The sequence below is a fragment of the Salipiger sp. genome, from assembly GCF_059781815.1.
Genome location: NZ_JBYNAH010000037.1, coordinates 1 through 22,037 on the forward strand (window position 1 = coordinate 1; position 22,037 = coordinate 22,037).

22 protein-coding genes are annotated in these 22,037 nt (G+C 68.9%); 12 read left to right on the top strand and 10 right to left on the bottom strand.

What is annotated here, in order from left to right:
• Window positions 1-148: helix-turn-helix domain-containing protein (locus AC6RA4_RS06280; protein WP_500158541.1), on the top strand; the 148-nt coding region annotated here is incomplete at its 5' end.
• An 8-nt stretch (window positions 149-156) separates the two neighbouring features.
• Here AC6RA4_RS06280 and AC6RA4_RS06285 read toward each other — a convergent pair.
• Window positions 157-708: a cytochrome b gene (locus AC6RA4_RS06285; RefSeq protein WP_500158487.1), complete on the bottom strand. Its 552-nt coding sequence runs from the start codon at window positions 706-708 to the stop codon at window positions 157-159.
• A 105-nt stretch (window positions 709-813) separates the two neighbouring features.
• Here AC6RA4_RS06285 and AC6RA4_RS06290 point away from each other — a divergent pair, with 105 nt between their 5' ends.
• The 7 genes from AC6RA4_RS06290 to AC6RA4_RS06320 are packed head-to-tail and all read left to right on the top strand — an operon-like array spanning window position 814 to window position 8,525.
• Window positions 814-1,554: a CDP-alcohol phosphatidyltransferase family protein gene (locus tag AC6RA4_RS06290; RefSeq protein WP_500158489.1), complete on the top strand. Its 741-nt coding sequence runs from the start codon at window positions 814-816 to the stop codon at window positions 1,552-1,554.
• Window positions 1,551-3,167, top strand: coding sequence for a sulfatase-like hydrolase/transferase (locus AC6RA4_RS06295; protein WP_500158491.1), 1,617 nt, complete (start codon window positions 1,551-1,553; stop codon window positions 3,165-3,167). The genes AC6RA4_RS06290 and AC6RA4_RS06295 overlap by 4 nt, the downstream gene beginning before the upstream one ends.
• On the top strand, window positions 3,164-4,087 hold the full coding sequence (locus tag AC6RA4_RS06300) for a lysylphosphatidylglycerol synthase transmembrane domain-containing protein (protein WP_500158493.1): 924 nt from the start codon (window positions 3,164-3,166) through the stop codon (window positions 4,085-4,087). Before AC6RA4_RS06295 ends, AC6RA4_RS06300 begins: the two co-directional genes overlap by 4 nt.
• A gap of 34 nt (window positions 4,088-4,121) precedes the next feature.
• Window positions 4,122-5,111 carry an ABC transporter substrate-binding protein gene (locus AC6RA4_RS06305; RefSeq protein ID WP_500158495.1) on the top strand — a complete coding sequence of 330 codons (990 nt, stop codon included), beginning with the start codon at window positions 4,122-4,124 and terminating at the stop codon, window positions 5,109-5,111.
• An 11-nt stretch (window positions 5,112-5,122) separates the two neighbouring features.
• Entirely contained in the window at window positions 5,123-5,920 is a 798-nt protein-coding gene (locus tag AC6RA4_RS06310) for an ABC transporter ATP-binding protein (protein WP_500158497.1), read from the top strand.
• The gene (locus AC6RA4_RS06315) at window positions 5,917-7,491 is read left to right on the top strand and encodes an ABC transporter permease (RefSeq protein ID WP_500158499.1); all 1,575 of its coding nucleotides are present in this window, start codon (window positions 5,917-5,919) and stop codon (window positions 7,489-7,491) included. The genes AC6RA4_RS06310 and AC6RA4_RS06315 overlap by 4 nt, the downstream gene beginning before the upstream one ends.
• Window positions 7,488-8,525 carry a glycosyltransferase family 4 protein gene (locus tag AC6RA4_RS06320; protein ID WP_500158501.1) on the top strand — a complete coding sequence of 346 codons (1,038 nt, stop codon included), beginning with the start codon at window positions 7,488-7,490 and terminating at the stop codon, window positions 8,523-8,525. Before AC6RA4_RS06315 ends, AC6RA4_RS06320 begins: the two co-directional genes overlap by 4 nt.
• A gap of 2 nt (window positions 8,526-8,527) precedes the next feature.
• Here the strand turns inward: AC6RA4_RS06320 and AC6RA4_RS06325 are convergent, their stop codons facing one another.
• Window positions 8,528-8,893, bottom strand: a complete 366-nt coding sequence (locus tag AC6RA4_RS06325; protein ID WP_500158503.1) for a YbaN family protein — start codon at window positions 8,891-8,893, stop codon at window positions 8,528-8,530.
• A 264-nt stretch (window positions 8,894-9,157) separates the two neighbouring features.
• On the opposite strand from AC6RA4_RS06325, the gene AC6RA4_RS06330 reads away from it, so the two are divergent.
• Both AC6RA4_RS06330 and AC6RA4_RS06335 read left to right on the top strand, forming a co-directional pair.
• Window positions 9,158-10,249 carry a carboxynorspermidine decarboxylase gene (locus AC6RA4_RS06330; RefSeq protein ID WP_500158505.1) on the top strand — a complete coding sequence of 364 codons (1,092 nt, stop codon included), beginning with the start codon at window positions 9,158-9,160 and terminating at the stop codon, window positions 10,247-10,249.
• A gap of 51 nt (window positions 10,250-10,300) precedes the next feature.
• Complete coding sequence (locus AC6RA4_RS06335; RefSeq protein WP_500158507.1) at window positions 10,301-11,554, top strand: saccharopine dehydrogenase family protein; 1,254 nt, start codon at window positions 10,301-10,303, stop codon at window positions 11,552-11,554.
• A gap of 102 nt (window positions 11,555-11,656) precedes the next feature.
• Here the strand turns inward: AC6RA4_RS06335 and AC6RA4_RS06340 are convergent, their stop codons facing one another.
• From AC6RA4_RS06340 to AC6RA4_RS06375, 8 genes are all read right to left on the bottom strand, one after another.
• Window positions 11,657-12,430 (bottom strand): cyclase family protein, encoded by a 774-nt coding sequence (locus AC6RA4_RS06340; protein WP_500158509.1) that lies wholly within the window; start codon window positions 12,428-12,430, stop codon window positions 11,657-11,659.
• Window positions 12,427-13,398, bottom strand: a complete 972-nt coding sequence (locus AC6RA4_RS06345) for a fumarylacetoacetate hydrolase family protein (RefSeq protein WP_500158511.1) — start codon at window positions 13,396-13,398, stop codon at window positions 12,427-12,429. Before AC6RA4_RS06345 ends, AC6RA4_RS06340 begins: the two co-directional genes overlap by 4 nt.
• Before the next feature lies 1 nt (window position 13,399).
• Window positions 13,400-14,569, bottom strand: a complete 1,170-nt coding sequence (locus AC6RA4_RS06350; protein ID WP_500158513.1) for an alpha/beta hydrolase family protein — start codon at window positions 14,567-14,569, stop codon at window positions 13,400-13,402.
• Between the two features lie 133 nt (window positions 14,570-14,702).
• Window positions 14,703-15,650 carry an MBL fold metallo-hydrolase gene (locus tag AC6RA4_RS06355; RefSeq protein WP_500158515.1) on the bottom strand — a complete coding sequence of 316 codons (948 nt, stop codon included), beginning with the start codon at window positions 15,648-15,650 and terminating at the stop codon, window positions 14,703-14,705.
• 57 nt (window positions 15,651-15,707) lie between these two features.
• Window positions 15,708-16,871: an MFS transporter gene (locus AC6RA4_RS06360; protein ID WP_500158517.1), complete on the bottom strand. Its 1,164-nt coding sequence runs from the start codon at window positions 16,869-16,871 to the stop codon at window positions 15,708-15,710.
• A 73-nt stretch (window positions 16,872-16,944) separates the two neighbouring features.
• Complete coding sequence (locus tag AC6RA4_RS06365; RefSeq protein WP_500158519.1) at window positions 16,945-18,075, bottom strand: FAD-dependent oxidoreductase; 1,131 nt, start codon at window positions 18,073-18,075, stop codon at window positions 16,945-16,947.
• A 2-nt stretch (window positions 18,076-18,077) separates the two neighbouring features.
• The gene (locus AC6RA4_RS06370) at window positions 18,078-18,455 is read right to left on the bottom strand and encodes a Rieske (2Fe-2S) protein (protein WP_500158521.1); all 378 of its coding nucleotides are present in this window, start codon (window positions 18,453-18,455) and stop codon (window positions 18,078-18,080) included.
• Window positions 18,452-19,402 carry a VOC family protein gene (locus AC6RA4_RS06375; RefSeq protein WP_500158523.1) on the bottom strand — a complete coding sequence of 317 codons (951 nt, stop codon included), beginning with the start codon at window positions 19,400-19,402 and terminating at the stop codon, window positions 18,452-18,454. Before AC6RA4_RS06375 ends, AC6RA4_RS06370 begins: the two co-directional genes overlap by 4 nt.
• Window positions 19,403-19,548: 146 nt before the next feature.
• On the opposite strand from AC6RA4_RS06375, the gene AC6RA4_RS06380 reads away from it, so the two are divergent.
• Together AC6RA4_RS06380 and AC6RA4_RS06385 are read left to right on the top strand one after the other, a co-directional pair.
• Window positions 19,549-20,466, top strand: coding sequence for a LysR family transcriptional regulator (locus AC6RA4_RS06380; RefSeq protein ID WP_500158525.1), 918 nt, complete (start codon window positions 19,549-19,551; stop codon window positions 20,464-20,466).
• A 351-nt stretch (window positions 20,467-20,817) separates the two neighbouring features.
• Window positions 20,818-21,948, top strand: a complete 1,131-nt coding sequence (locus AC6RA4_RS06385) for an autotransporter outer membrane beta-barrel domain-containing protein (RefSeq protein WP_500158527.1) — start codon at window positions 20,818-20,820, stop codon at window positions 21,946-21,948.
• Window positions 21,949-22,037: the final 89 nt, after the last annotated feature.

Consider the following 22,037-nt stretch of genomic DNA (forward strand, 5'->3'; position numbering starts at 1 on the left):
CGCCTTCCCGGAGAACAGCGAGGTCTATGACCGCACCATCGACAGCCACATCCGCAACATTCGCCGCAAGCTCTCGGCGGCATCGGATCTCGATCCGATCCGGTCGGTCTATGGTGTGGGCTATGCGTTCGAGCCTCCGGCGGGCTGAAGGCGCGGTCAGACCGGCGGCCACATCCGGCTGAACACGCCGTCCCGCTTGATCAGCCCATGCATGGCGGCGGCGCCGACATGGGCCGCGATCAGAAGGATCATCACGTAGCGCCCGAAATGGTGGATGGCCTTCGCGGTGTTGGCGAGCGCCTCGTTCTTGGCCACCATGCCGCCGATCAGCGGATCCCAGAACTCCATCGGGAAGCCGCCGGCCTGCACCCGCACGATCCCCGAGACGGCCATCATGATCAGCGTGAGATAAAGCAGGCCGTGCACCGCCTCGGCGGCGATCACCTGCGGGCGCGAGAGGCTCGCGGGCATCGGCGGCGCGGGTTTGACGATGCGCACGATGATGCGCAGCGCCACGAGGATCAGGATCACCGGGCCGATGTTCTTGTGATAGAGAAAGAGGCTGTTCTGCAGCGGCCGCGAGAGCCCTTCCTGCACCATGATCAGCCCGGCCGGGATGGTGCTGAGCACCAGGATCACGGTCAGCCAGTGCAGCAGACGGGACAGGCGCGCATACCGCGCGGGGGCGGCCTCTGACAATGTGGCCATCGCTCTCTCCTCCGTGAGCGGTTTTTCTCACGTTAATATGAACCTTCCCGCCCGGTAAACAGCACTCAGCTTGACAGAGAGGCTGGCTGGGACACTTCATTTCGAATGCACATCACGCACGCAGAGTCCCGTCCACCCGATGCCGGTCCCGGCGGGCCGGGGCCGTTCGCGGCGCTCTTGCTGCTGGCGCTGGCGCTGGCGGGCGGGCTGCTTGTCGGGGCCGGGGTGCTGGCCGGGGGGCCGATGCTGACGCCGGTACTGGGCTTTGCCGCGGGCGCCGCGGTTGTGGCGCTCTGCCTGCAGCGCCACTGGCGCGCGCCGCGTCTGGGCTATGCCAACGCGCTGACGCTCGGGCGGCTGGCGCTGGCGGCGCTGATGCTGGTGCCGCTCTCGCGCCCCGAGCTGACCGAAGGCCGGACCGGCTGGGCGATCTTTGTGCTGGCCTTGGCGACGCTGGCGCTCGACGGGCTCGACGGGCCGCTCGCGCGGCGCGCCGGCCTTGCAGGGCCTTGGGGCGCGCGGTTCGACATGGAGGTCGACGCGGTCTTTGCGCTGCTGCTCTCGGCGGTGGTCTGGCAGAGCAGCGCGGCGGGGGTTTGGGTGCTGCTTCTGGGCGGGATGCGCTATCTCTTCGTGCTGGCCTCGTTTGCGCTGCCGTGGCTGGCGGCGCCGTTGCCGCAGCGCTTCCGGCGCAAGCTGGTCTGCGTGATCCAGATCGGGGCGCTGGTGGTGTTGCTTGCGCCCGTGGTGATGCCGCCCTTCAGCGTTGCGATTGCGCTCATCGCGCTGGCGCTGCTCGCGTGGTCCTTCGCGGTGGACGTGCTCTGGCTGGCGAGGCACCGGTGAGCGGCGCGCGGCTGGCTGTCGGACTCATCGCCTCGGCGCTGCTGATCGATCTCGTCTTGATCCAGCCCAACCACCCGAGCGCGCTGAGCTGGCGCGCCCTGCGGCTTGTGCCGCTTGAGCTGCCGGTGCTGCTCCTGGGGCTGCTGGCTCTGGGGCGGCGGGCGGTCTGGCTGGCGGGGATCGCGGCGCTGGCGCTGCTGCTCATGGTGCTGGTGAAGCTCGCGGATTTTGGCGTCTACACGGCATTTTCGCGCGGCTTCGATCCCTTGGCCGACATGCACCTTCTGCCCGCCGGTCTGCATCTTCTGTCCGGCAGTATCGGCGTGGTCGGCACGCTGATCGTAGGGCTGCTGCTGGTGCTGGCGCTCGCGGCGATCAGCTGGCTGCTCTACCGCGCGCTTGCGCTCTGGGCCCGCACCGGCAGCCGCCTGCCGGTGTCAATGCGCGTCGCGGCAGGCGCCGTGGCGCTGGTCTTCGCCGGGCTCTCGGCGGCCGAGATCCGCACCGCGCTCAACGGCTGGCAGGGCTGGAACCCGCCGGGCGCCGCTTTCACCTCGCGCCTTGCCGCCGAACATCTGCGTGACTTCAGCCGCTCGCGCACGGCGCTGGCCGAGTTCCGCCGCGCCGCCGAGACCGACCCGTGGGCCGGGCGCGAGGGGCTCTTGGCGCAGCTTGGCGGGCGCGACGTGGTGATCGTCTTCATCGAGAGCTATGGCCGCGCCGCCTATGACAATCCGCTCTATGCTGAGCGCCACACCGCCACGCTGGCGGCGGCCGAGGCCGCGCTTGCGAAGGCCGGGCTCGAGGCGCGCTCGGGCTGGCTCACCTCGCCGGTGATGGGCGGGCAGAGCTGGCTGGCGCACGGCGCGCTGGCCTCCGGGCTCGATGTCAGCGACCAGACCCGCTACCGGGCGCTGCTGGCCAGCCCGCGCAAGACGCTGTTCACGCTGGCGCAGGAGGCGGGCTACGAGAGCGTCGCCGTGGCGCCGGCCATCGTCATGCCCTGGCCCGAGGGGCCGCAGCTCGGCTTCGGCACGGTGCTGGCCGCCGCCGATTTGGGCTATCAGGGGGTGCCTTACAACTGGGTGACGATGCCCGATCAGTACTCCCTCTCGGCCTATGAGCGGCTGGCGCCGGAGGGCGTGCCGCTGATGACCGAAATCGCGCTGATCTCGAGCCACGCACCCTGGACGCCGGTCGCCGAGATGGTGCCGTGGGGGGCGGTCGGCGACGGTCGGGTGTTCGACGCCGCAGCGGTCGCGGGGCCGAGCCCGGGCGAGGTCTGGGCCAATCGCGACACCATCCGCGACCACTACGGGCGGGCGCTGGACTACTCCATCGAGACGGTGCTGAGCTGGGCCGCGCTGCCGCGCGAGACGCCCCCGCTGCTGATCGTGCTGGGCGACCATCAGGCGGCGGGCTTCGTCTCGCAGAGGGGCGGGATGGACGTGCCGGTGCACCTGATTGGGCCGCCCGAGGCGGTGGCGCTGTTCGAGGGCTGGGATTGGAGCCGGGGGCTGACGCCCGATCCAAGGCTGGAGAGCTGGTCGATGAGCGCCTTCCGCGACCGCTTCCTGGCGGCCACGAGCCTCGAGGCGGAGGGAGGCTTGTGAGAGCGCTGCGCCTCCTCGTGCCGCTGGCGCTGATCGCGCTGTGCCTGTGGCTCGCCGACGGGCGCGCGGTGCTGGCGCGGCTCTCCGGGCTGTCGCTGGGCTGGTTCGTCGCGGCGATGGTGGCTCTGCACGCGGTGACGCTGCTCTCGGCGCTGCGCTGGACGCTGACGGCGCGGGCGCTGTCACTGCCGCTGGGCGGCAGCGAGGCCGTGCGGGAATATTACCTCGCGCAATTCGTCAACCAGACCCTGCCCGGCGGCGTGCTGGGCGATGCGGCGCGGGCGGTGCGCAGCCGCAAGGGCGGGCCGATGCGCCGCGCCGCGCAGGCAGTGGTGCTCGAGCGTGCTTCTGGGCAGGCGGGCATGGCGCTGGTCGCGGTCTTCGGGCTGATGCTGATGGTGGCGGCGCCGCAGGCCGTCTTGGCGGCTGACTTGCCCGCCATCGCATGGCTGCCGCTGGGCTTGCTCGTGACGCTGCTCCTAGCCTTGGTGCCGTTGGGCCTAAACCGCGCCGGCGGCCGCGAGGATGGCTGGCGCCGCGCCGTGAAGACCGCGCTGCTAAATCGCTGGGCCATGCAGGCGGCGCTGTCGCTCGCCGTCGCGCTGCTCACCGTCACGGGCTTTGCCCTTGCCGCCCGCTCCACCGGCAGTGCGCTTGCCCCTGCCACCGCGCTGCTGATCGTGCCGCTGATCCTGACCGCCATGCTGCTGCCCGCCTCGGTCGCCGGCTGGGGCTGGCGCGAGGGCGCGGCGGCGAGCCTCTTCGCGATGGCGGGGCTCGGCGCCGAAGCCGGCATCGCCGCCAGCATCGCCTTCGGTCTCGCCATGCTGCTTTCTGCCCTGCCGGGGGCGTTTTTCATCCAAAGGGCGAAAACCGCGCCGGGGCAATCGCCCCAAAACATTGCTTCACCAAGTGAATAACCTAATCTTCTGAAAAACCGGGAGGACTTTTGCCATGACGTTCCGCACCCCCAGCCGCCGCCTGTTCCTTGGCGGCGCCCTCACCACCGCCACCGCCTGGCTGATGCTGCCACGCCGCGCGCTTGCGCAGGAGGCGGTCAACTTCCAGCTCTCCTGGCTGCACTCGGTGCAGTTTGGCGGCAGCTATATCGCGCAAAACAAGGGCTACTGGAGCGATGCGGGGCTCGACGTATCGTTGCAGCCGGGCGGGCCGAACGCGCCGGTCGAGCCGCCGGTGGTGGCGGGCACCGCGCTCGTCGGCATCTCGGCGGCGGATTACACCGCCGCGGCGGTCAACCAAGGCGCGCCGTTCAAGATCATCGGCGTGGCCATGCAGAAGAACCCCTTCGCCATCGCTTCGCTGGCGGAGAACCCGGTGACCAGCCCCGCCGATCTCGTCGGCAAGAAGATCGGCATGGCGCTGGCCAACATGCCGGTGCTCGAGGCGCTGTGCTCGATCAATGGGGTCGACATCGCTGAAATCGAGGTGGTGCCGACGCAATACGACCCCGCGCCGCTGGTGCAGGTGCAGGTCGATTGCCTGCTCTGCTGGGCCACCGACCTGCCGGTGGCAATGGAGATCCAGGGCGTCGAGAGCGTAACGATGCTGCTCGCCGATCACGGCTACGCGGTGCATTCGCAGACCTATATCGCCACCGAGGACAGCCTCGCCAACCGCCGCGATCAGCTTGTGGCGCTGATGAAGGGCGAGGTCATGGGCTGGCAGGACTACCACGCCGACCCCGCCGCCGCCGCCGCGCTGACGGTCGAGATGTTCCCCGATGCCGGGCTCGATCTCGCGACGCAGGAGCTGCAGGCCGAGCGGCAGGTGCCGCTGATGTTCTCGGATCTGACCGAGTCCGAGGGCTTCGGATGGTTCACCGACGAGACCGTGGCCGCCAATGTCGAGACGCTGGCGCTGCTGGGCAAGCCGGTGAGCGCCGATCTCTGGGATCGCTCGATCCTGGAAGAGGTGCATGGCTGAGAGGCACGGGGATGCCTGATGAACCACGGCCCGACATCGTTCTGAGCGGCGTTTCGAAGAGCTTTGGCGCGCCGGGGCGCGAGGTTCCGGCGGTCGCGCCGCTCGACCTTCGGCTCGCGGGCGGCAGCATGACGGCGCTGGTCGGGCCCTCGGGCTGTGGCAAGTCCACGCTTCTGCGCCTGATCGCGGGGCTCGAGCGTCCGTCCTCGGGCGAGATCCGCATCGGCGACGAGAGCCCCGACGACCTGCGCCGCCGTGCCGCGCTGTCGGTGGCGTTTCAGGACGCGGCACTGCTGCCCTGGCGCACGGTGGCCGGCAACGTGGCGCTCGGTCGCTCGCTGGCGCGCCGCCCTCGCGATGCCGGCGCGGTGTCCGAACTGATCGATCTGGTGGGGCTCTCGGGCTTCGAGGCGCAGCGCCCGGCGGAGCTTTCGGGTGGTATGCGGCAACGCGCGGCGATTGCCCGGGCGATGGCCAGCGCGCCGGAGCTTCTGCTGCTCGACGAGCCCTTCGGTGCGCTTGACGAGCTGACCCGCGACCGGCTCAACGCCGAGCTGCCGCCGCTCTGGGAGGCGCATGGCGCGACCTCGGTGCTGGTGACCCACTCGGTGGCCGAGGCGGTGCGACTCTCGGACCGCATCCTCGTCCTGACCCCGCGCCCGGCGCGCATCGCCGCCGATATCGCCGTCGATCTGCCGCGCCCGCGCGACGCGGTGGTGCTGGCCTCGGAGGCCTTCCGCGAGACCTGCGGGCAGGTCTCGGTGGCGCTGCGCGAGGGGCAGGCGCCGGGCCGGCTCGCGGCGCAATGAGCGGGGCGGTGGCACTGCGGAGTACGCGTCTGCCGGGGGGCGGGCTGATCGGTGCAGTGCTGGCGGTGGCGCTCTGGGAGATCGTGGCGCGGCTCACGGCGCAGAGCTTCTTCATCGCCGCGCCGAGCGCCATTTTGTTGCACATGACGGAGCATGCCGGGCTGCTCTGGCGGGCGCTTGGGGTGACGCTCTGGGCCGCTTTCAGAGGCTTTGTCTGGGGCAATCTCGCCGGTGTGCTGATGGCGCTTCTGGTGGTGCTTTTGCCGCGGGGCGAGCGCCTGGTTTCGACGCTGGCACTCCTGGTGTTCTGCCTGCCGCTGGTGGCGACCGGGCCGATCCTGCGGGTGCTCTATGGTCCCGGCGACGGGCCGCAGGTCACGCTGGCGGCGCTGGCGGTCTATTACACCACCTTCCTGCCGGTGCTGGTGGGGCTGCGCGCCGCGCCGCAGGGCTGGTTCGATCTCGTGCGCAGCTATGGGCGCGGGCGCATGGTGGCGCTGCGCGAGGTGCGGCTGCCGGCGGCGCTGCCCTATCTCGTGGCGGGGCTGCAGATTGCCGCCCCGGCGGCGTTTCTCGGGGCGATGGTGGGCGAATTCACCGGTGCCGAGCGCGGTCTTGGCGTGCTGACGGTGCGGGCGCTGCGCGCCCTCGACCTGCCGGCGACGTGGGCGATCGCGGTCATTGCCTCCGCCGTGTCGGTGCTGGCCTTCGCCGCCGTGGGCTGGGCCGGGCGCAGGCTCGATCTCGCGCCGCCGCAGGTGCTCCTGGCGGCACCGGGGCAGGCGCGGCGGAGCGCGTGGCAGGGGCCGGGCGAGGCGCTGCTGGCGCTCGGGGTGACGCTGGCGCTCTGGAAAGGCGCCATGGAGCTCTTCGCGCTGCCGCGCTTCTTCGCCAAGCGGCCGGAGGACGTCTGGGCCTACATGGTGAGCGGGCCGGGGGCGGAGGCGCACAGGGAGAAGCTCCTCGGCGCGATGGGCGAGACCCTGGCCTATGCGGCGCCGGGCTACCTTGCCGGGCTGGCGCTCGGGGCGGGGCTCGCGGTGGCGCTGACGCTGGCGCCGCGCGCAGCCTCGCTCACCATGCCGGTGGCGATCGCGCTGCGCTCGATCCCCATCGTCGCCACCGCGCCGCTGATCGCCTGGGCGCTGGGGCGGGGGGCGGCGGGCACCATCGCAGTGGTCGCGGTGATGATCTTCTTCCCGACGCTGGTCGCCTGCCTGCACGGGCTCGCGCGCACGCCGCGCGCGGTGCTCGACCTCTTCGAGGTCTACGCGGCGGGGCGCTGGCGGTGCATGCTGGGGGCTCAGCTTCCGGCGATGCTGCCAGCTTTCTTCGCCTCGGCGCGGATGGCGATCCCGGCGGCGATCCTTGCGGTGACCACTGCGGAATGGCTCGCCACCGGGCGCGGCGTGGGCGCGCTCATGGCGACGGTGGCCTCGACCTCGGATTACGGCATGCTGTGGAGCGCCATCGCGCTGATCGGGCTGGCGGCGGTGCTGGCGCATGGGGCTGTCGTGGCGCTCGAGCGGGTCGTGCTGGCGCGCACCAACGCCGAGCAGCTGGCACGATGAGAGCCTGCGCCTTCGCGATCCCCGGCGATCACCGCCAGAAGACCGGCGGGTTCATCTACCAGCGACGGCTGCTGGAGGAGCTGCAGGCCTCGGGGCGCGCCGTCGCCCATGTGATGCTGCCCGCCGAGGCGGCGGCAGGAGAGCAAAGCGCGGCGCTGCGGCAAGAGGTGGCGCGGGTGCTGGAGGCGCTGCCGGAGGATCAGCCGCTGATCCTCGACGGGCTGGTCTTCGCGGCGATGAAGACCGAGGGGCTGGCGCGGTTGCGCTGCCCGGTGGTGGCGATGCTGCATCACCCGATGGGCATGGAGCAGGGGCTTTCCCCCGCGCTCTCGCGGCACCTGCTGGCGCAGGAGATCGACAATATCCGGCTCGCCCGGGCAGTGGTGGTGACCAGCCTGCACACCAAAGAGACCTATACCGAGCTCGGCGCCGATCCGGGCAAGATCACCGTGGCGCTGCCGGGCTATGACGGGCCGCGCGATCTGCCGCGGGTCGAGGCCGGGCCGCGCATCCTCTCGGTCGGGCTCTTGGCGCGGCGCAAAGGGCATGACGTGCTGATCCGGGCGCTCGAGCTCGTCTCGGATCTCGACTGGACCGCGCAGATCGTCGGCAAGAGCTTCGATCCAGCGGTGGAGGCGGAGCTGCGCGCGCTGATCGCCGAGACCGGGCTGGCCGGGCGGGTCGCGCTGGCGGGAGAGCTTTCGGACAAAGCGCTGGCGCAGGCCCATCGCGAGGCGCGGGTCTTCGCGCTGGCGACGCGCTACGAGGGCTACGGCATGGCGCTGGCCGAGGCGCTCTGCCACGGGTTGCCCATCGTCACCTGCGCGAGCGGTGCGGTGCCCGACACGGTGGGGCAGGGGGCGCTGCTGGCCCCGCCGGACGACCCGGAGGCCTTCGCTGCCCACCTGCGCCACCTGCTGAGCGATGACAGCGCCCGCGCAAAGCTGGCCCGCAAGGCGCGGGCCGAGGGCCGCGCGCTGCCGCGCTGGTCGGAGACGGCGTCGATCATGGGAGACGTGCTCGACGGGCTCTGAGCTCAGCGGTCGCGCACCGGCAGCGGCCGGGTCAGCACGTAGGTGGCTGCCCCGCCCATCGCGAGGCCCTGGAACAGCAGTGCCGGCCACGGCAGGCGCATCCAGAGGCTGATGGCGAAGACCAGCAGCATCATGCTGGCGGCGGTGATCTTGGCGCGGCGCGAGATCGCGCCCTCGGCCTGCCAGTCGGCGATCATCGGGCCGAAGAGCCGGCTCTCGACCAGCATCCGGTGCATCTGGTCGGAGCCGCGCGCATAGGAAAACGCGGCCAGCAGCACGAAGGGCGTGGTCGGCAGCACCGGCAGAACGATGCCGAGCAGCCCCAGCCCGAGGGCCAGCGTTCCAAGCGTGATCCAGACAAAGCGCATGCGGGTTCCGCCTCTTGCGTCCTGCGCAATCTAGGGCCGGCGGGGGCGAATTGCCATGCGACCTCTGCGCTTTTGTGCCAACCTGCGCCCGGGCCCATCGGTTCCCGGCACTCGGCTTTTCACCGTCACAGGCCGAGAAACAGGCGGAAAAAGCGGCCCGTGCCCCCCTGCAAGCTTGCGACGTGGGGTCAGTCGGACTATGTGGCCCCCACACAGCCCCGCCCGATGCATCACGCCTCCCTCGCAGCCAAGGTCCTGACGCGCATGCAGACGCCCTACTACCTCATCGACAAATCCCGCCTCCTGCCCAACATGGAGAAGATCGCCCATCTGCGCGAGCAGTCCGGCGCCAAGGCGCTGCTGGCGCTGAAATGCTTCGCCACCTGGTCGGTCTTTGACATGATGTCGGAGTACATGGACGGCACCACCTCCTCGTCGCTCTTCGAGGTGAAGCTCGGGCGCGAGAAGTTCCCTGGCGAGACCCATGCCTATTCCGTGGCCTGGGCCCCGCACGAGATCGACGAGGTGCTGGCCTCGTCGGACAAGGTGATCTTCAACACCGCGCAGCAGCTGCAACGCTTCGAGGCGCAGAGCCGCGATCACACCCGCGGGCTGCGGGTCAATCCCGGCGTCTCGACCTCGGGCTTCGACCTCGCCGATCCGGCGCGTCCGTTTTCACGTCTCGGCGAGCACGCGCCCGAGGATATCGAGCCGGTGGCCGAGCTGATCTCGGGCTTCATGTTCCACAACAACTGCGAGAACGCGAGCTTCGAGCGCTTCGACGAGATGCTGGGCCAGATCGAGGCCCGCTTCGGTGCGCTCATCAAGCGGATGAACTGGATCTCGCTCGGCGGTGGCATCCATTTCACCGGCGAGGGCTACCCGCTCGACAAGCTGGCCGAGCGGCTCAAGCGCTTCGCCGGCGAGAACGAGGTGCAGGTCTATCTCGAGCCCGGCGAGGCGGCGATCACCAAATCGACCACGCTCGAGGTGACGGTGCTCGACACGCTGTTCAACGGCAAGAACCTCGCCATCGTCGACAGCTCGATCGAGGCGCATATGCTGGATCTGCTGATCTATCGCGAGAGCGCCAAGATGATGGAAAGCGGCGATCAGGAGTGGATGATCTGCGGCAAGTCCTGCCTCGCGGGGGACATCTTCGGCGAGTTCCGCTTTCCCAAGGCGCTGCAGGCCGGCGACCGGCTGAGCATTCAGGATGCTGCGGGTTACACGATGGTCAAGAAGAACTGGTTCAACGGCGTGCAGATGCCGTCGATCGCCATCCGCGAGCTTGACGGCACCGAGCGCCTCGTGCGCAGCTTCAGATACGAGGATTTCGCGGCGGCCCTGTCGTGACACGACCGCGCCTCGCGGCGCACCCACTTAAAGTTCAAGGAGGGTAAAGTCTTGAAGAAGACCGTTCTCATCATCGGCGCCGGCGGCGTCGCCCAGGTGGTGGCGCATAAATGCGCCCAGAACAACGACGTGCTGGGCGACCTGCATATCGCCAGCCGGACCAAGGCCAAATGCGACGCGATCATCGAGAGCGTGCATGCCAAGGGCGCGATGAAGGTCGACGGTGCCTTCGAGGCGCACGCGGTCGACGCGACGCAATCGGCCGAGGTGGCTGCGCTGATCCGCAAGACCGGCGCCGAGATCGTGATCAACGTGGGCACCGCCTTCGTCAACATGCACGTGCTCGACGCCTGCATCGAGACCGGCGCCGCCTATATCGACACCGCGATCCACGAAGAGCCCGACAAGATCTGCGAGACTCCGCCGTGGTATGCCAACTACGAGTGGAAGCGCCGCGACAGCTGCGCCGAGAAGGGCGTCACCGCGATCCTCGGCGCGGGCTTCGATCCGGGCGTGGTCAACGCCTATGCCCGCTTTGCCATCGACCAGATGGACGAGGTGAAGAGCATCGACATCGTCGATATCAACGCCGGCTCGCACGGCAAGTATTTCGCCACCAATTTCGACCCCGAGATCAACTTCCGCGAATTCACCGGCGTGGTCTATTACTGGGAAGACAAGCAGTGGAAGGAAACCACCATGTTCGCCTCCGGGCGCGAGTGGGATCTTCCGGTGGTCGGCCCGTCCAAGGCATACCAGTCGGGCCATGACGAGGTGCATTCGCTGGCGACCAACTATCCCGACGCCGACGTGCGCTTCTGGATGGGCTTTGGCGATCACTACATCAACGTCTTCACGGTGCTGAAGAATATCGGCCTGTTGTCGGAGCAGCCGGTCAAGCTGGCCGAGGGCAACGAGGTGGTGCCGCTGAAGGTGGTCAAGGCCTGCCTGCCCGATCCCGCCTCGCTGGCGCCGGACTATACCGGCAAGACCTGCATCGGCGATCTGGTGAAGGGCGTGAAGGACGGCGAAGAGGTCGAGTATTTCGTCTACAACGTGGCCGATCACAAGGAAGCCTACGAGGAAGTGGGCTCGCAGGGCATCTCCTACACCGCCGGCGTGCCGCCGGTCGCCGCGGCGATGCTCATCGCCACCGGCGAGTGGGACGCCAAGACCATGAAGAACGTGGAGGAGATGGATCCGAAGCCGTTCTTCACCATCCTCGACCGCATCGGCCTGCCGACCCGGGTGCAGAAAGGCGGCCTTGGCGGCGAGGATATGGCCTGGACCGAGCTCAACGGCTGATCGCGCGTCTCATGCGCGCGGAAAGGAAAGGGCCGCCCGCCGGGGCGGCCCTTTTTTGTGTCGAACGCGGTTTCCGTCAGGCCGCCGGGCGCCTGGTGCCGGTCAGTCCGGGAGCAGGGCCACCGGGCGGCACCAGCCGGCAGAGCCGTGGGCGACCTTGATCGGGAAGCACATCACCTCGAAGCCGGTCGCGGGCAGCTGCTCGAGATTGGCGAGCTTCTCCATGTGGCAATAGACCGTGTCGGCCCCGGCCTTGTGTCCCTCCCAGAACAGCTCCCACTGGCCGGTCGCCTTGGCCTTTTCGGCCACCGCCTTCAGCGGTGCGTCCCAGCTCCAGGCGTCGGTGCCGCAGACCTTCATGCCGCGCTCGGTGAGCCAGAGCGTCGCCTCGCGGCCGATGCCGCAGCCCGCCGCCACGTAGCCGGGCTGGCCGTAGAGCGCACCGGCGCGCGTGTTGACCAGCACGATGTCGCCGGGCTGAAGATCGTGGCCGATGCGGGCGAATTCGGCGGCCATCTCGGCGGCGCTGACCACATGGCCGTCGGGCAGGTGGCGGAAATCGAGCTTCACCCCCGGCCCCATGCACCACTCGAGCGGCACCTCCTCGATGGTGATGGCGCGAGCGCCGCCATCCATCGTCGGGTGGTAATGCCAGGGCGCATCGAGATGGGTGCCGTTATGGGTGGTCAGCGTCAGCCGCTCGACCGCCGCGCCGGCGCCATCGCGCTGATGCGCGACGGGGATGCCGAACATCGCCTCGTATTGGCGCGCGCCCCCGGCATGGCCCATGTACTCGATGCTGGGCTCCATGCCCGGCGGATCGGCCGGCACGTCGTTGCTGAGCGTGACCGAAAGGTCGATGATCCTGCGGCTCATGGCCGTCCTCCCCTGATGACCTGCTGGTCGATGGCGCCGAAGAGCGGCGTGCCCTCGCGGGCGCGGCACTCCATCCGCACCCGGTCGCCGAACCCCATGTAGGGCGTATGGGCGTCGTTCGCGTCGAGCATCTCGATGGCGCGGCGCTCGGCGAGGCAGGAGGAGCCGACCTCGCGGTAGTTGTCGTTCGAGACCGTGCCCGAGCCCAGCACCGTGCCCGCCACCAGATCGCGCGAGTGCGCGGCGTGGGCGAGCAGCGCGTCGAAGCCGTAGCTCATCGGGTAGCCCTCGGCATGGCCGAAGGGGGTGCCATTCAGCGCGACATGCAGCGGCAGGTCGACGCGGGCATCGCGCCAGGCGGGGCCGAGCTCGTCCGGAGTGAGTGCGACCGGAGCCACGGCGCAGGCCGGCTTGGCCTGGATCCAGCCGAAGCCGGTCTTCATCTCGACCGGCGCGATGGCGCGCAGCGACCAGTCGTTGATCTGCACCACGAGGCGGATCCGCGCGGCGGCCTCGGCGGGCGTGCTGCCCATCGGGACGCTGTCGCAGATCACGCCGAACTCGCCTTCGAAATCGATGCCGTCCTCCTCCGAGGGCAGAGGCACGTCCTGGGTAGCGGAAAGGAACCGGTCCGACATGCCCTGATACATCAGCGGCCGCCCAACGGGGTTGGGATCCAGGCCGAAGACCTTCTGCATCAGCGCGCCGTGGCTGTCATAGGCCGAGCCGTCGAGCCATTGCCAGGCGCGCGGCAGCGGCGCCAGCGCGGTGACAGGGTCGAAGGGCGCGCCGCCGCCCGCGTTGAGCGCGGCATATTGCGTCTCGAGCGCGGCGGCATGGGCGGCCCAGTCCTCCATCAGCAGGCGCAGGCTCTGCACGCCCGCGGCGGGGATGCAGCGCGCGTTGTCGCGGCTGACGAGATGCAGCCGCCCGTCCGGGCTGCCGTCGGGCAGGGTGGCAAAGCGCATCTCAGCCCTCCGCCGTCAGCCGGCCGCCCAGGGTCTCGGCGAACCAGTCGGCGATGAAATTGCGCCCGTAGGTCATATTGTCGGCGCCCACATGCTCGACCCCGCCTTCGCGGTCGGTAAAGATCTTCAGGTCGCGGCGCGGGGCGTTCACCAGCTGGTCATAGCTCTGATGCGCATAGTCGAGCGAGATCTGGCGATCGTTGCCGCCATGGGTGACGAGGAACGGCACCTTGATCTTCTCCATCTGCCCGTCGAGGCAGAAGCCGGCGGCCTTGTCGAAGAAGTCGTCCATGTCCTTTGCGCCGAACACCCACATGACATGGTTCCAGTAATGCGGCACCGGGTTCTCGCCTTCGCGCTTGAGACGCTTCTGCTGCACCTCCGCCCAGTTGTGGTTGGCGCCCCAGACCGCGCCCGCGGCATAGCGCGGCTCGTTGGCGCAGACCCGCGGCGCGTAGTAGCCGCCGAGCGAGATGCCGGTGATGCCGATGCGCTGCGCATCGACATCCTCGCGCGCGGCGAGCCATTCGTAGACCGGGGTGCCCCAGGCTTCGCTGTCGTGATGCGCCGGCATGTCCTGAAGGCGCAGGCTCTCGCCGGTGCCGGGCTGGTCGACGCAGAGCGTGGCGATGCCGCGCTTGGCCAGCGCGTGGGGCAGGTAGGACCAATAGAGCAGTTCCTTGCAGCTATCGAGCCCGTTGAGATAGACCACCGCCGGCGCCGGGCCGGAGACGCCCTCGGCGGGGGTGTAGAGCACCGGGATCACCTTGTCGCCATAGGGGATCTCGAAGCGGCGCACGGTCTCGCCGGCATAGTCGGTGCCCTTGAGGAAATTGGCGAGGCCCTTGCGGTAGGTAACCATGCGCTCGGGATCGCCCTGGCCCTGCATGCGCTCGGCGAGAATATAGTAGAGCGCCGCGCGCTTGAGCTTGTCGCCGGCCGATAGCAGCTTGCCCTCGGCCTCTTCCTCGGTGGCGATCTCGGTCAGCTTGTCGGCGACGCGGACCCATTCGACCATGAAGTCGCGGGTGCCTGCATCCTCGCCGTTCTTCGCCTTCTCGAGCAGCGGCTGGCACATGTCCATGATCTCGCCGATCTCGGCCCCGGAGGCGAGCGCGATGGAGACCGTCAGGTTCCAGACATAGTTGGGGAAGTAGTTGAACATCGCCATGAGGAGGCTCCTTGGGTCTTCGGGATGGGGCGCGGCGGCGCCGCTCCCGCGAGAGGTAGTCGGGCACGATCCATTCGGAAAATGGAAAGGAATGATCCCGGGCATTCACGCGCTGAATGCCCGGGGCCTCGGGTCAGAACTCCTGCAGATCCTCGGCGATGACGACCTCGCCGCCATAGATCGCCGAAATCTGACGCACCCAGTCGTCGGTCATTTCCGGGGTGATGCGGGCGCCGGCGGCGATGTGGGTGGCCACGACCTTGCCGACATCCGCCGCGACCGCCATGCGCCCGATCTCTTCGGGGCTGACATGGTGGCTCGACAGGTGCGCTTCGATCTCTGTCACCAGATGCTCGGGCGCGGTCTTGCGCACGGTCTCCATGATCGAGGGCAGGTCGATCAGCTCCGAGACCAGCAGGTCGACACCGTGCGACAGCTCGATCACCGCCTCCGACCAGCCGGTATCGCCGGTATAGACGATGCTGCGGTCGGGGGTGTCGAAGCGGAACGAGAGCGACTCGTACCTAGCGTCGAGATCGCTGCCATGGGCAAAGCTGTAATGGCTGTTCTTGGCGGTGGTCACGGTGACATCGCCGAGGGTGAAGCGCTCGCCGCCGCGGATCTCCTGCACCTGCACGAGCTCTTCAGCTGTCATGATATGGGCGTCCTCCATGCCATAGGCCGCCTCCATCGCCGGGCCCATGCCCTCGACCATGCCGTCGATCAGCGCCTTGGTGCCCGGCGGGCCGTAGATCATCACCGGCTTGTCGGGGTTGGTCTGGAAGCGCTGGCCGAGCACCGCGAGCAGCCCGCCGACATGGTCGAAATGCAGGTGGCTCAGAAGCACGTCATCGACATCGCCCATGCGCAGGCGCTTGCCGGCAAGGCGGATCGACAGGCCATCGCCGGCATCGACGACGATGTTGCGGCCGTTGACCTGAAGCAGGTTCGCGGGCTGCGAGCGGTCGGCACGGGCGATGGGACCGCCGCCGCTGCCAAGCACGGTAAAGCTGGTGTCGGCGAGCGCCGGCATCGCCGTGCAGGCGAGCAGCGCCAGCGCGGTTGCGTGACGTTTGAACATTTGGGTCTCCTCCTCAGTCGTCTGGACCCGCCGCGCGGGTGGGTCCGGTCAGGTGTTTCAGGCGGTGTCGCGTGTGCCGCGGGCGAAGCAGGCGACCGAGAGCGCGGCGATGACCACCGCCGTGATCCCCAGCGCGCCGATCGAGAAGCGCTCCATCAGCATGCCGCCGATGATCGGCCCGAGCGCGGATCCGGTCATCAGCATGGCGGGCGTCGCCGCCGCGGCGCGGCCCGAGCGGTCCATGCGCGACAGCAGGCCGAAGGCGAAGGTGTGGGTGAAGATCTGCACCGCCACGAACACCGCCGCCACCGGCGCCCAGACCGTGAAGGCGGTGGCGAAGGTCAGCGCCAGCGCCAGCGCTGCCTGCACCACCGGGCCGCCGAGCACCACCTTGCGCGCCGAGAGGCGCGTCTCGAGCAGCGCGGCCAGCGGCGCGGGGCCGACGAAATTCACCACGCCGAGCGCGATCAGCGTGCCGACGATGGCCTGCGGGGCGAAGTTGCGGGCGTTGCCGATGACCTCGACGAAGGAGAACACCATCGCCTGGTTGAAGGTCATCAGGCTGACCCCCGCAACCACCGCCATCACCCCGGTGGCGAGCGGTGTGCGCGGGGCGGGGCCGTCAGCCCTGCCGCCGGCGTCAGGAAACGCGATCAGCATGGCGAGGGTGGCAACGGCCATGATCGCGCCGAAGCTCAGGAACAGCGCCGCGCCGCCGTGCCGGATCAGCAGCTGCGGCACCGCACCCATGTAGAGCACGCCGAAGAGGCCGAGCCCGATGCCGGCCACGGCAAACAGGCGGTGCGGGTTGCCGGCGCGGCCCATGGTGCCGTGCACGAGGCTGAGCGCGGTGCCGGTGGCCAGACCGCCGAGCAGGTGCAGCCCGGCGAGCGGCAGGAAGGCGCTTTGCCGCGAGGCCAGCAGGAAGGCCACCGCCGAGAGCGCGTAGCCGCCGACCGCCAGCGCCTTGCGCGGCAGGTAGTTGAAGTTGCGCGCGGTCAGCACGCTGGCCAGCACTGCGCCGATCAGGAACAGCGTGACCAGCCCGCCGGCCTGCTGCGGGCCGAAGCCGTAGCGCGCGATCAGCGCGCCGACCCAGACCGGCAGCGCCACGAGGTCGACAAGCCCCGCGCAATGTCCGACCACCAGCGCCGCTGCGCCGATTCTGCGAATGCCCGGCGCAGCGCTCATCGCTGCCAGGTTCAATCCGGTATCACTCATCTGGTTTTCCTCTCCCTTGGGCCGGCTCCCCCGCCGGCCCTTCCTGTCCCCGTTCGCGCGGGAATTCTCCGGTTCAGACCGGCTCTGTCAGGGCCATCATCGAACGGCCCATGATCGCGTTGTGTTCGCCCTGGTCGCCGCCGGTGACCTCGATCTCCGAGAGCCGGGCCGAGTTGGTGACGACCATGCTGCAGCGCTCCCAGCGCCGCGCCTCGTGGGCGGCAAAGGCCTCGGCGACGGTCTCGGCGCGCAGCAGTTCCTCGGCGATGACCAGCCCGTCTTCCATGCCGATGCAGGCGCCGGCGCCGAGATGCGGCGTGGTGGCGTGCACCGCGTCGCCGATCAGCATCACCCGGCCCACATGCCAGGGCTGCGGCAGCAGGAGCTTCTCGAGCGGGCGATAGATCAGCTTGCTCTCGGTGCTCAGCCCCTCTGCCACCGCCGACAGGATCGGCGAGGGGAAGGCCGCCAGCATGGCTTTCATGCGCGGCAGCAGCTCGGCCTCCTCGACCCAGTCATTGCTGGGGCGGTCCTCGGTCAGGAACAGGTAGCTGCGGCCCTCCGAGACCGGGTTGATGCCGACCTTGAGGCCCTTGCCGAGCCACATGTTGAGGGTCTCGACCTCCGGCGGGGTGGCCAGCTCGGCGCGCCAGACCGCCTGGCCCACATATTGCGGCGCCGGCGCATCCGGCATCAGCGTGGCGCGGGTCTTGGAGTAGAGCCCGTCGGCGCCGATCACCGCGTCGTAGCGCGCGCTGCTGCCATCGGTGAAGGTGACCGAGACGCCCTCGGCATCCGGCTCCAGCGCCGCGAAGCTGCAGCCGAGCCTGACCGAGACACCGGCGGCGCGGGTCGCCTCGGAAAGCAGCCCGGCCAGCGCCGGGCGCATGATCGCGGCATTGCCCGGAAGGCCGGTGCCGGGCATCGGCGGGGTCGGGATGGTGACGATGACCTGATCGTTGTGCGGCATCCGCACCACCAGCCCGTCGGTCGCCGCGCCGGTCTGCTTGAAGGCGTCGAGGATGCCGAGCGTGTCGAACACCCGCAGGGTCGCCCCGTGCAGGCTGATGCCGGCGCCGTAGCTGCGCCAGCCTTGGTCGATCTCGACCAGATCCGTCTCCACCCCGCCGCGCGCCAGCATGATCGCCGCCGACATGCCCGAAAAGCCGCCCCCGATGATCAGTACCTTGTGAACCGCTGCCATGATCAGCCCTCCCGTGCTGCGCGTCCGGCCACATGAGCCGGGACGCTGATGGACCCGTCTTGCGCCTTGTTCAGGGGCACGCGGGTCAGGTTCCGTCCCAGACAGGGGCCCGACACGCAGGCCCCGGTCTCGATGTCGAAAAGTGCGCCATGGGCGTGGCAGGCGAGATGCGTGCCGGCGCCGTTGAGATAGGCGTCGCGGCGCCAGGCCATCGGGGTGCCGCCGCGGTAATGCGGGCAGGCATCCATGTAGCCGAAGAGCTGTCCGCCGCGCTTCACCACGATCACCCTGCGGCTGGCGTCGGGCAGCGGCAGGAAGCCGCGGGCCGCGCCCTCGGGCACATCGCCGCTGTGGCAGAGCCTGAGCTGGCGCGCGCTCATGGCTGGCCGGAGCCGCCTTCCGGGCCGCCGCCGGGGGCCCATTTCTCGCGCCATTGCAGCAGGAACATCTGGCTCGCCTCGGGCCCGTTGGGCGCCTCGCGAGCGACCCAGCTGTCATCGTGCTTGTCCATGTCGGCGTCGTATTCGAAATGCACGCCGAGCGGGCTGTTGAAGTACCAGAACCAGTTCGAGCCGAACTTGTGCCGCCCCGGCCCCCAGAAGCTCTGGTAGCCCTTGCGCACGAAGCGGTCGCCGGCGACCATCAGCTCGGTCGGCCCGCCCATGTGGAAGGCGAGATGCTCGCAGCCCTGCATGTAGGCGGGGGTGCGGATGAAGAACAGCGTGTGGTGATCGTCGTTCGCCGCCGGACGCAGGAACGGGCCGGCGCCGGTCAGCACGTCGGTGATGACAAAGCCCAGACGGTCGCAGAAAAACTGCACCATCTTGTCCATGTCGGGCACGAACAGCACCACGTGGCTGAGCGTGCGGGGCAGGGCGGCCATGTCGTCGCTGACGCCAAGCTCGTTGGCGGCGCGCTGCGCCGGGGCGCCGGGGGCATTGATCTTCTCGGCGGGCATCGACAGCGGACGGCGGATCGTCACCTGAAAGCGCAGCTCAAAGCCGAGATCGTCCTTGAACTCGAGCGCGCCATCGGCCAGCCGCGTCACCCGGCGGTCCTTGGACATCTCGGCCTCGATAGCGTCGAGCGCCGCCGTATCCTCGACCCCGTAGACCTGCTGGCGGAGCATGTTCCTGGTCTCGAGCGCCGGCGGTAGTTTGGGGTCGTCCTTGGGGCGGATGATGACGCCGGTGCCGTCCAGCGTCTCGTAGAGCCAGCCGCTGTCGTCGAGCTGCACCGGCGTGAGGCCGAAATCCTCGAGATAGGTCTTCGATCCCTCCAGATCGTCGACGCCGAACACCAGATAATCGGGTCCGATGATGCGCATGAACAGCCTCCTCCTGCTGGCGACACCCGATCGGGACCGGGTGCGAATCTTGCTTGCCAATCGTGTAGCTTTCGCAGAGGTATTTAGAAAATTGCTTCGATGAATGGCTGTCATTCACTGGATCAATTGGTGAGGGAGAGGACCGCATGCGCTTCAACAAACTCGACATGAACCTCTTGGCGGCGCTCGATATTCTGCTGAAGACCCGGAGCGTGACCCGGGCGGCGGAAGAGATGTTCATCACCCAGTCGGCGATGTCGAACGCGCTGGGGCGGTTGCGGCAGTTCTTCGACGATCCGCTGCTGGTGCAGGTCGGGCGGGGTATGGAGCTGTCACCGCTGGCCGAGACCCTGCAGGAGCCGGTGCGCGACATCATGGTGCGGGTCGAAAGCGCCACGCGCATCCGGCCGGTGTTCGATCCGGCAACCGATACGCGCAGCTTCAACATCGTGGTGTCGGATTACTCGATGGCGGTTCTGGGGCCGCGGATCTCGGCGCTGGTGGCGCGCGAGGCGCCCAATATCCGGCTCGGCCTGCGCCCCCAGCATGCCGATCCCAGCCGGCTGCTCGACCGGGGCGAGGCCGACATGCTGATCGTGCCGGATTACCTCGGGGTCAGCGAACACGCGAGCGAGATCCTGTTCGAGGACGAGCTGGTGGTGCTGGTGGCGGAAGACGGGCCGCATGGCGCGGCCGAGATGACCCGCGATCGGTTCGAGGCTGCCCCGCAGGTGCTGATGGAGCCGCTCACCGGTCAGGAGAGCTATTCCGCCGTGGCGATCCGCAAGGCCGGCATCGTGCCGCGCGTGGTGATGTCGTCCTACCTGTTCTCGGCGATCCCGGACCTGATCCGCGGCACCGACCGGATTGGCCTGATCCAGCGCCGGCTGGCCGAGATCGCGGTGGCGCATGGCGGGCTGGCGCTGCACCCGGCGCCGTTCGAGGTGGCGCCGCTGCGGCAGAGCATCCGCTGGCACGCCCATCGCAGCCGTGACCCGGGGCTGATCTGGCTGCGCGACAGCTTCAAGGCCTGCGCCGCCGATGCGCTCGAGACGCCGGATTGATCACGTCACGTATTCATTCAGTGAATACATGAACACAAAATAATCAATTTTTCTTTTCCATGAGCCTCTCGCTACCTTCCGAGTCGCTGAGGAGGAGCGCCGTCGACGGGGGACGTTGGGGCGGCGCATTTGGAGGAAAGGACGACATTGCAAGAAGCCCGTGACGGACGCGCCTGACCGGCGTGACCGGGACGGCTTGCCGCTGCCGCGGATCTGACGTGGCAGGACGCGCCCGCGCCGGACCGGCGGGGCGTGACAGGGCGGTTTTGCGCGAGACGGCGGCGCGGAGGCGCGTCGCCTCACCTCGGGGCGGGGGAGCCCCGGTTTGACTGACATTAGTGGAGGAGCGAAATGCTCAAACTCATAGCGACCTGCGCTCTGGGCGCGGTTACCCTTTGCCCGGGCACGGCAGCGATGGCACAGGGCCCGGAGGGGCCGGGGGCTGGCGGTCCGCCGCCGCTCTCGATCCAGGTTCTGGGCAATATGGGCCGGGCCGGCCTGCTGGGCACCATGGCCTCGAACGAGCGCTACGGCGCGGTGCAATCGCGGGTCGCCTTTGGCCGCGGCATCTCGGCGCTGGCCAATATCCCGGGCAACCCGGCCGACGGCTATTCCGACGGGGTCAGCGAGGTGCTCACGCCGCTGAGCGCGCTGGTGCGGTTGAACAAGGGCCCGAGCGAGAGCGCGTCCTACCTGCGCTTCACCTCTACGAACCGCTGGTCGGATGGCTGGAGCACCGAGACCAACGGCACCGAGTTCGAATCCGACAGCGAGGCGCATGGCTTCGCGGTGCAATATCTCTATGCGCCGAACCCGGACCTGATGCTCGGGATCGGGGTCGAGATGGACCGCAACGCCGTCGACATCCGCCACAATGACGGCGAGAGCGACATCGACTGGTGGTCGATCCGCGCCGATGTGCTGAAGGTTCTCAACCCGAACTGGGGTCTCGCATTCCGCGCGAGCTGGCACCGGGACAGCGCTGAGACGTCGATCCCGCTGCCCTTCGCCACGCTGGACTGGGACCAGGATTCGCAGCGTCTCTACCTGCAGGCGGACGCGGTCGGCACCTTCGGCAAGGCGGATCTGCCGTCGCTGCCCGAGGGCTGGATCCTGCGCCCGCATTTCGGCGCCCAGTGGCAGAAGACATGGTTCGACGAGACCACGAATTCGCTCGGCGGCACGGTGGTCGGCCCGAACGGCAAGGACTCGGACGAGTATGGCTCGGCCTACGCCAAGCTGTCGCTGGCCAAGGCGGGGCCGGGCAAGGTGCTGCCCTATGTGGGCATCGGCCTCGACCATGAATTCACCAACAGCTACGACGAATTCATCGACGAAAGCACCTATTTCAACAGCTTTGCCGGCGCGACCATCAAGCTCACGCGGTCGTCGATGCTGAACGTCAGCTATTCGCGCTATGACGGGTTCAACGGCAACCGCACCAAGGAAGCGGTAGTGGTCGCCTTCGGCGTGACCTTCTGAGGCGGCAGCCCCGGCGGCGGGCCGGGGCAGGACAACGGGACCGGGCGGCTGCGATGCCGGCCGGTCTTTTCATTTGCGGCACAGGTCGC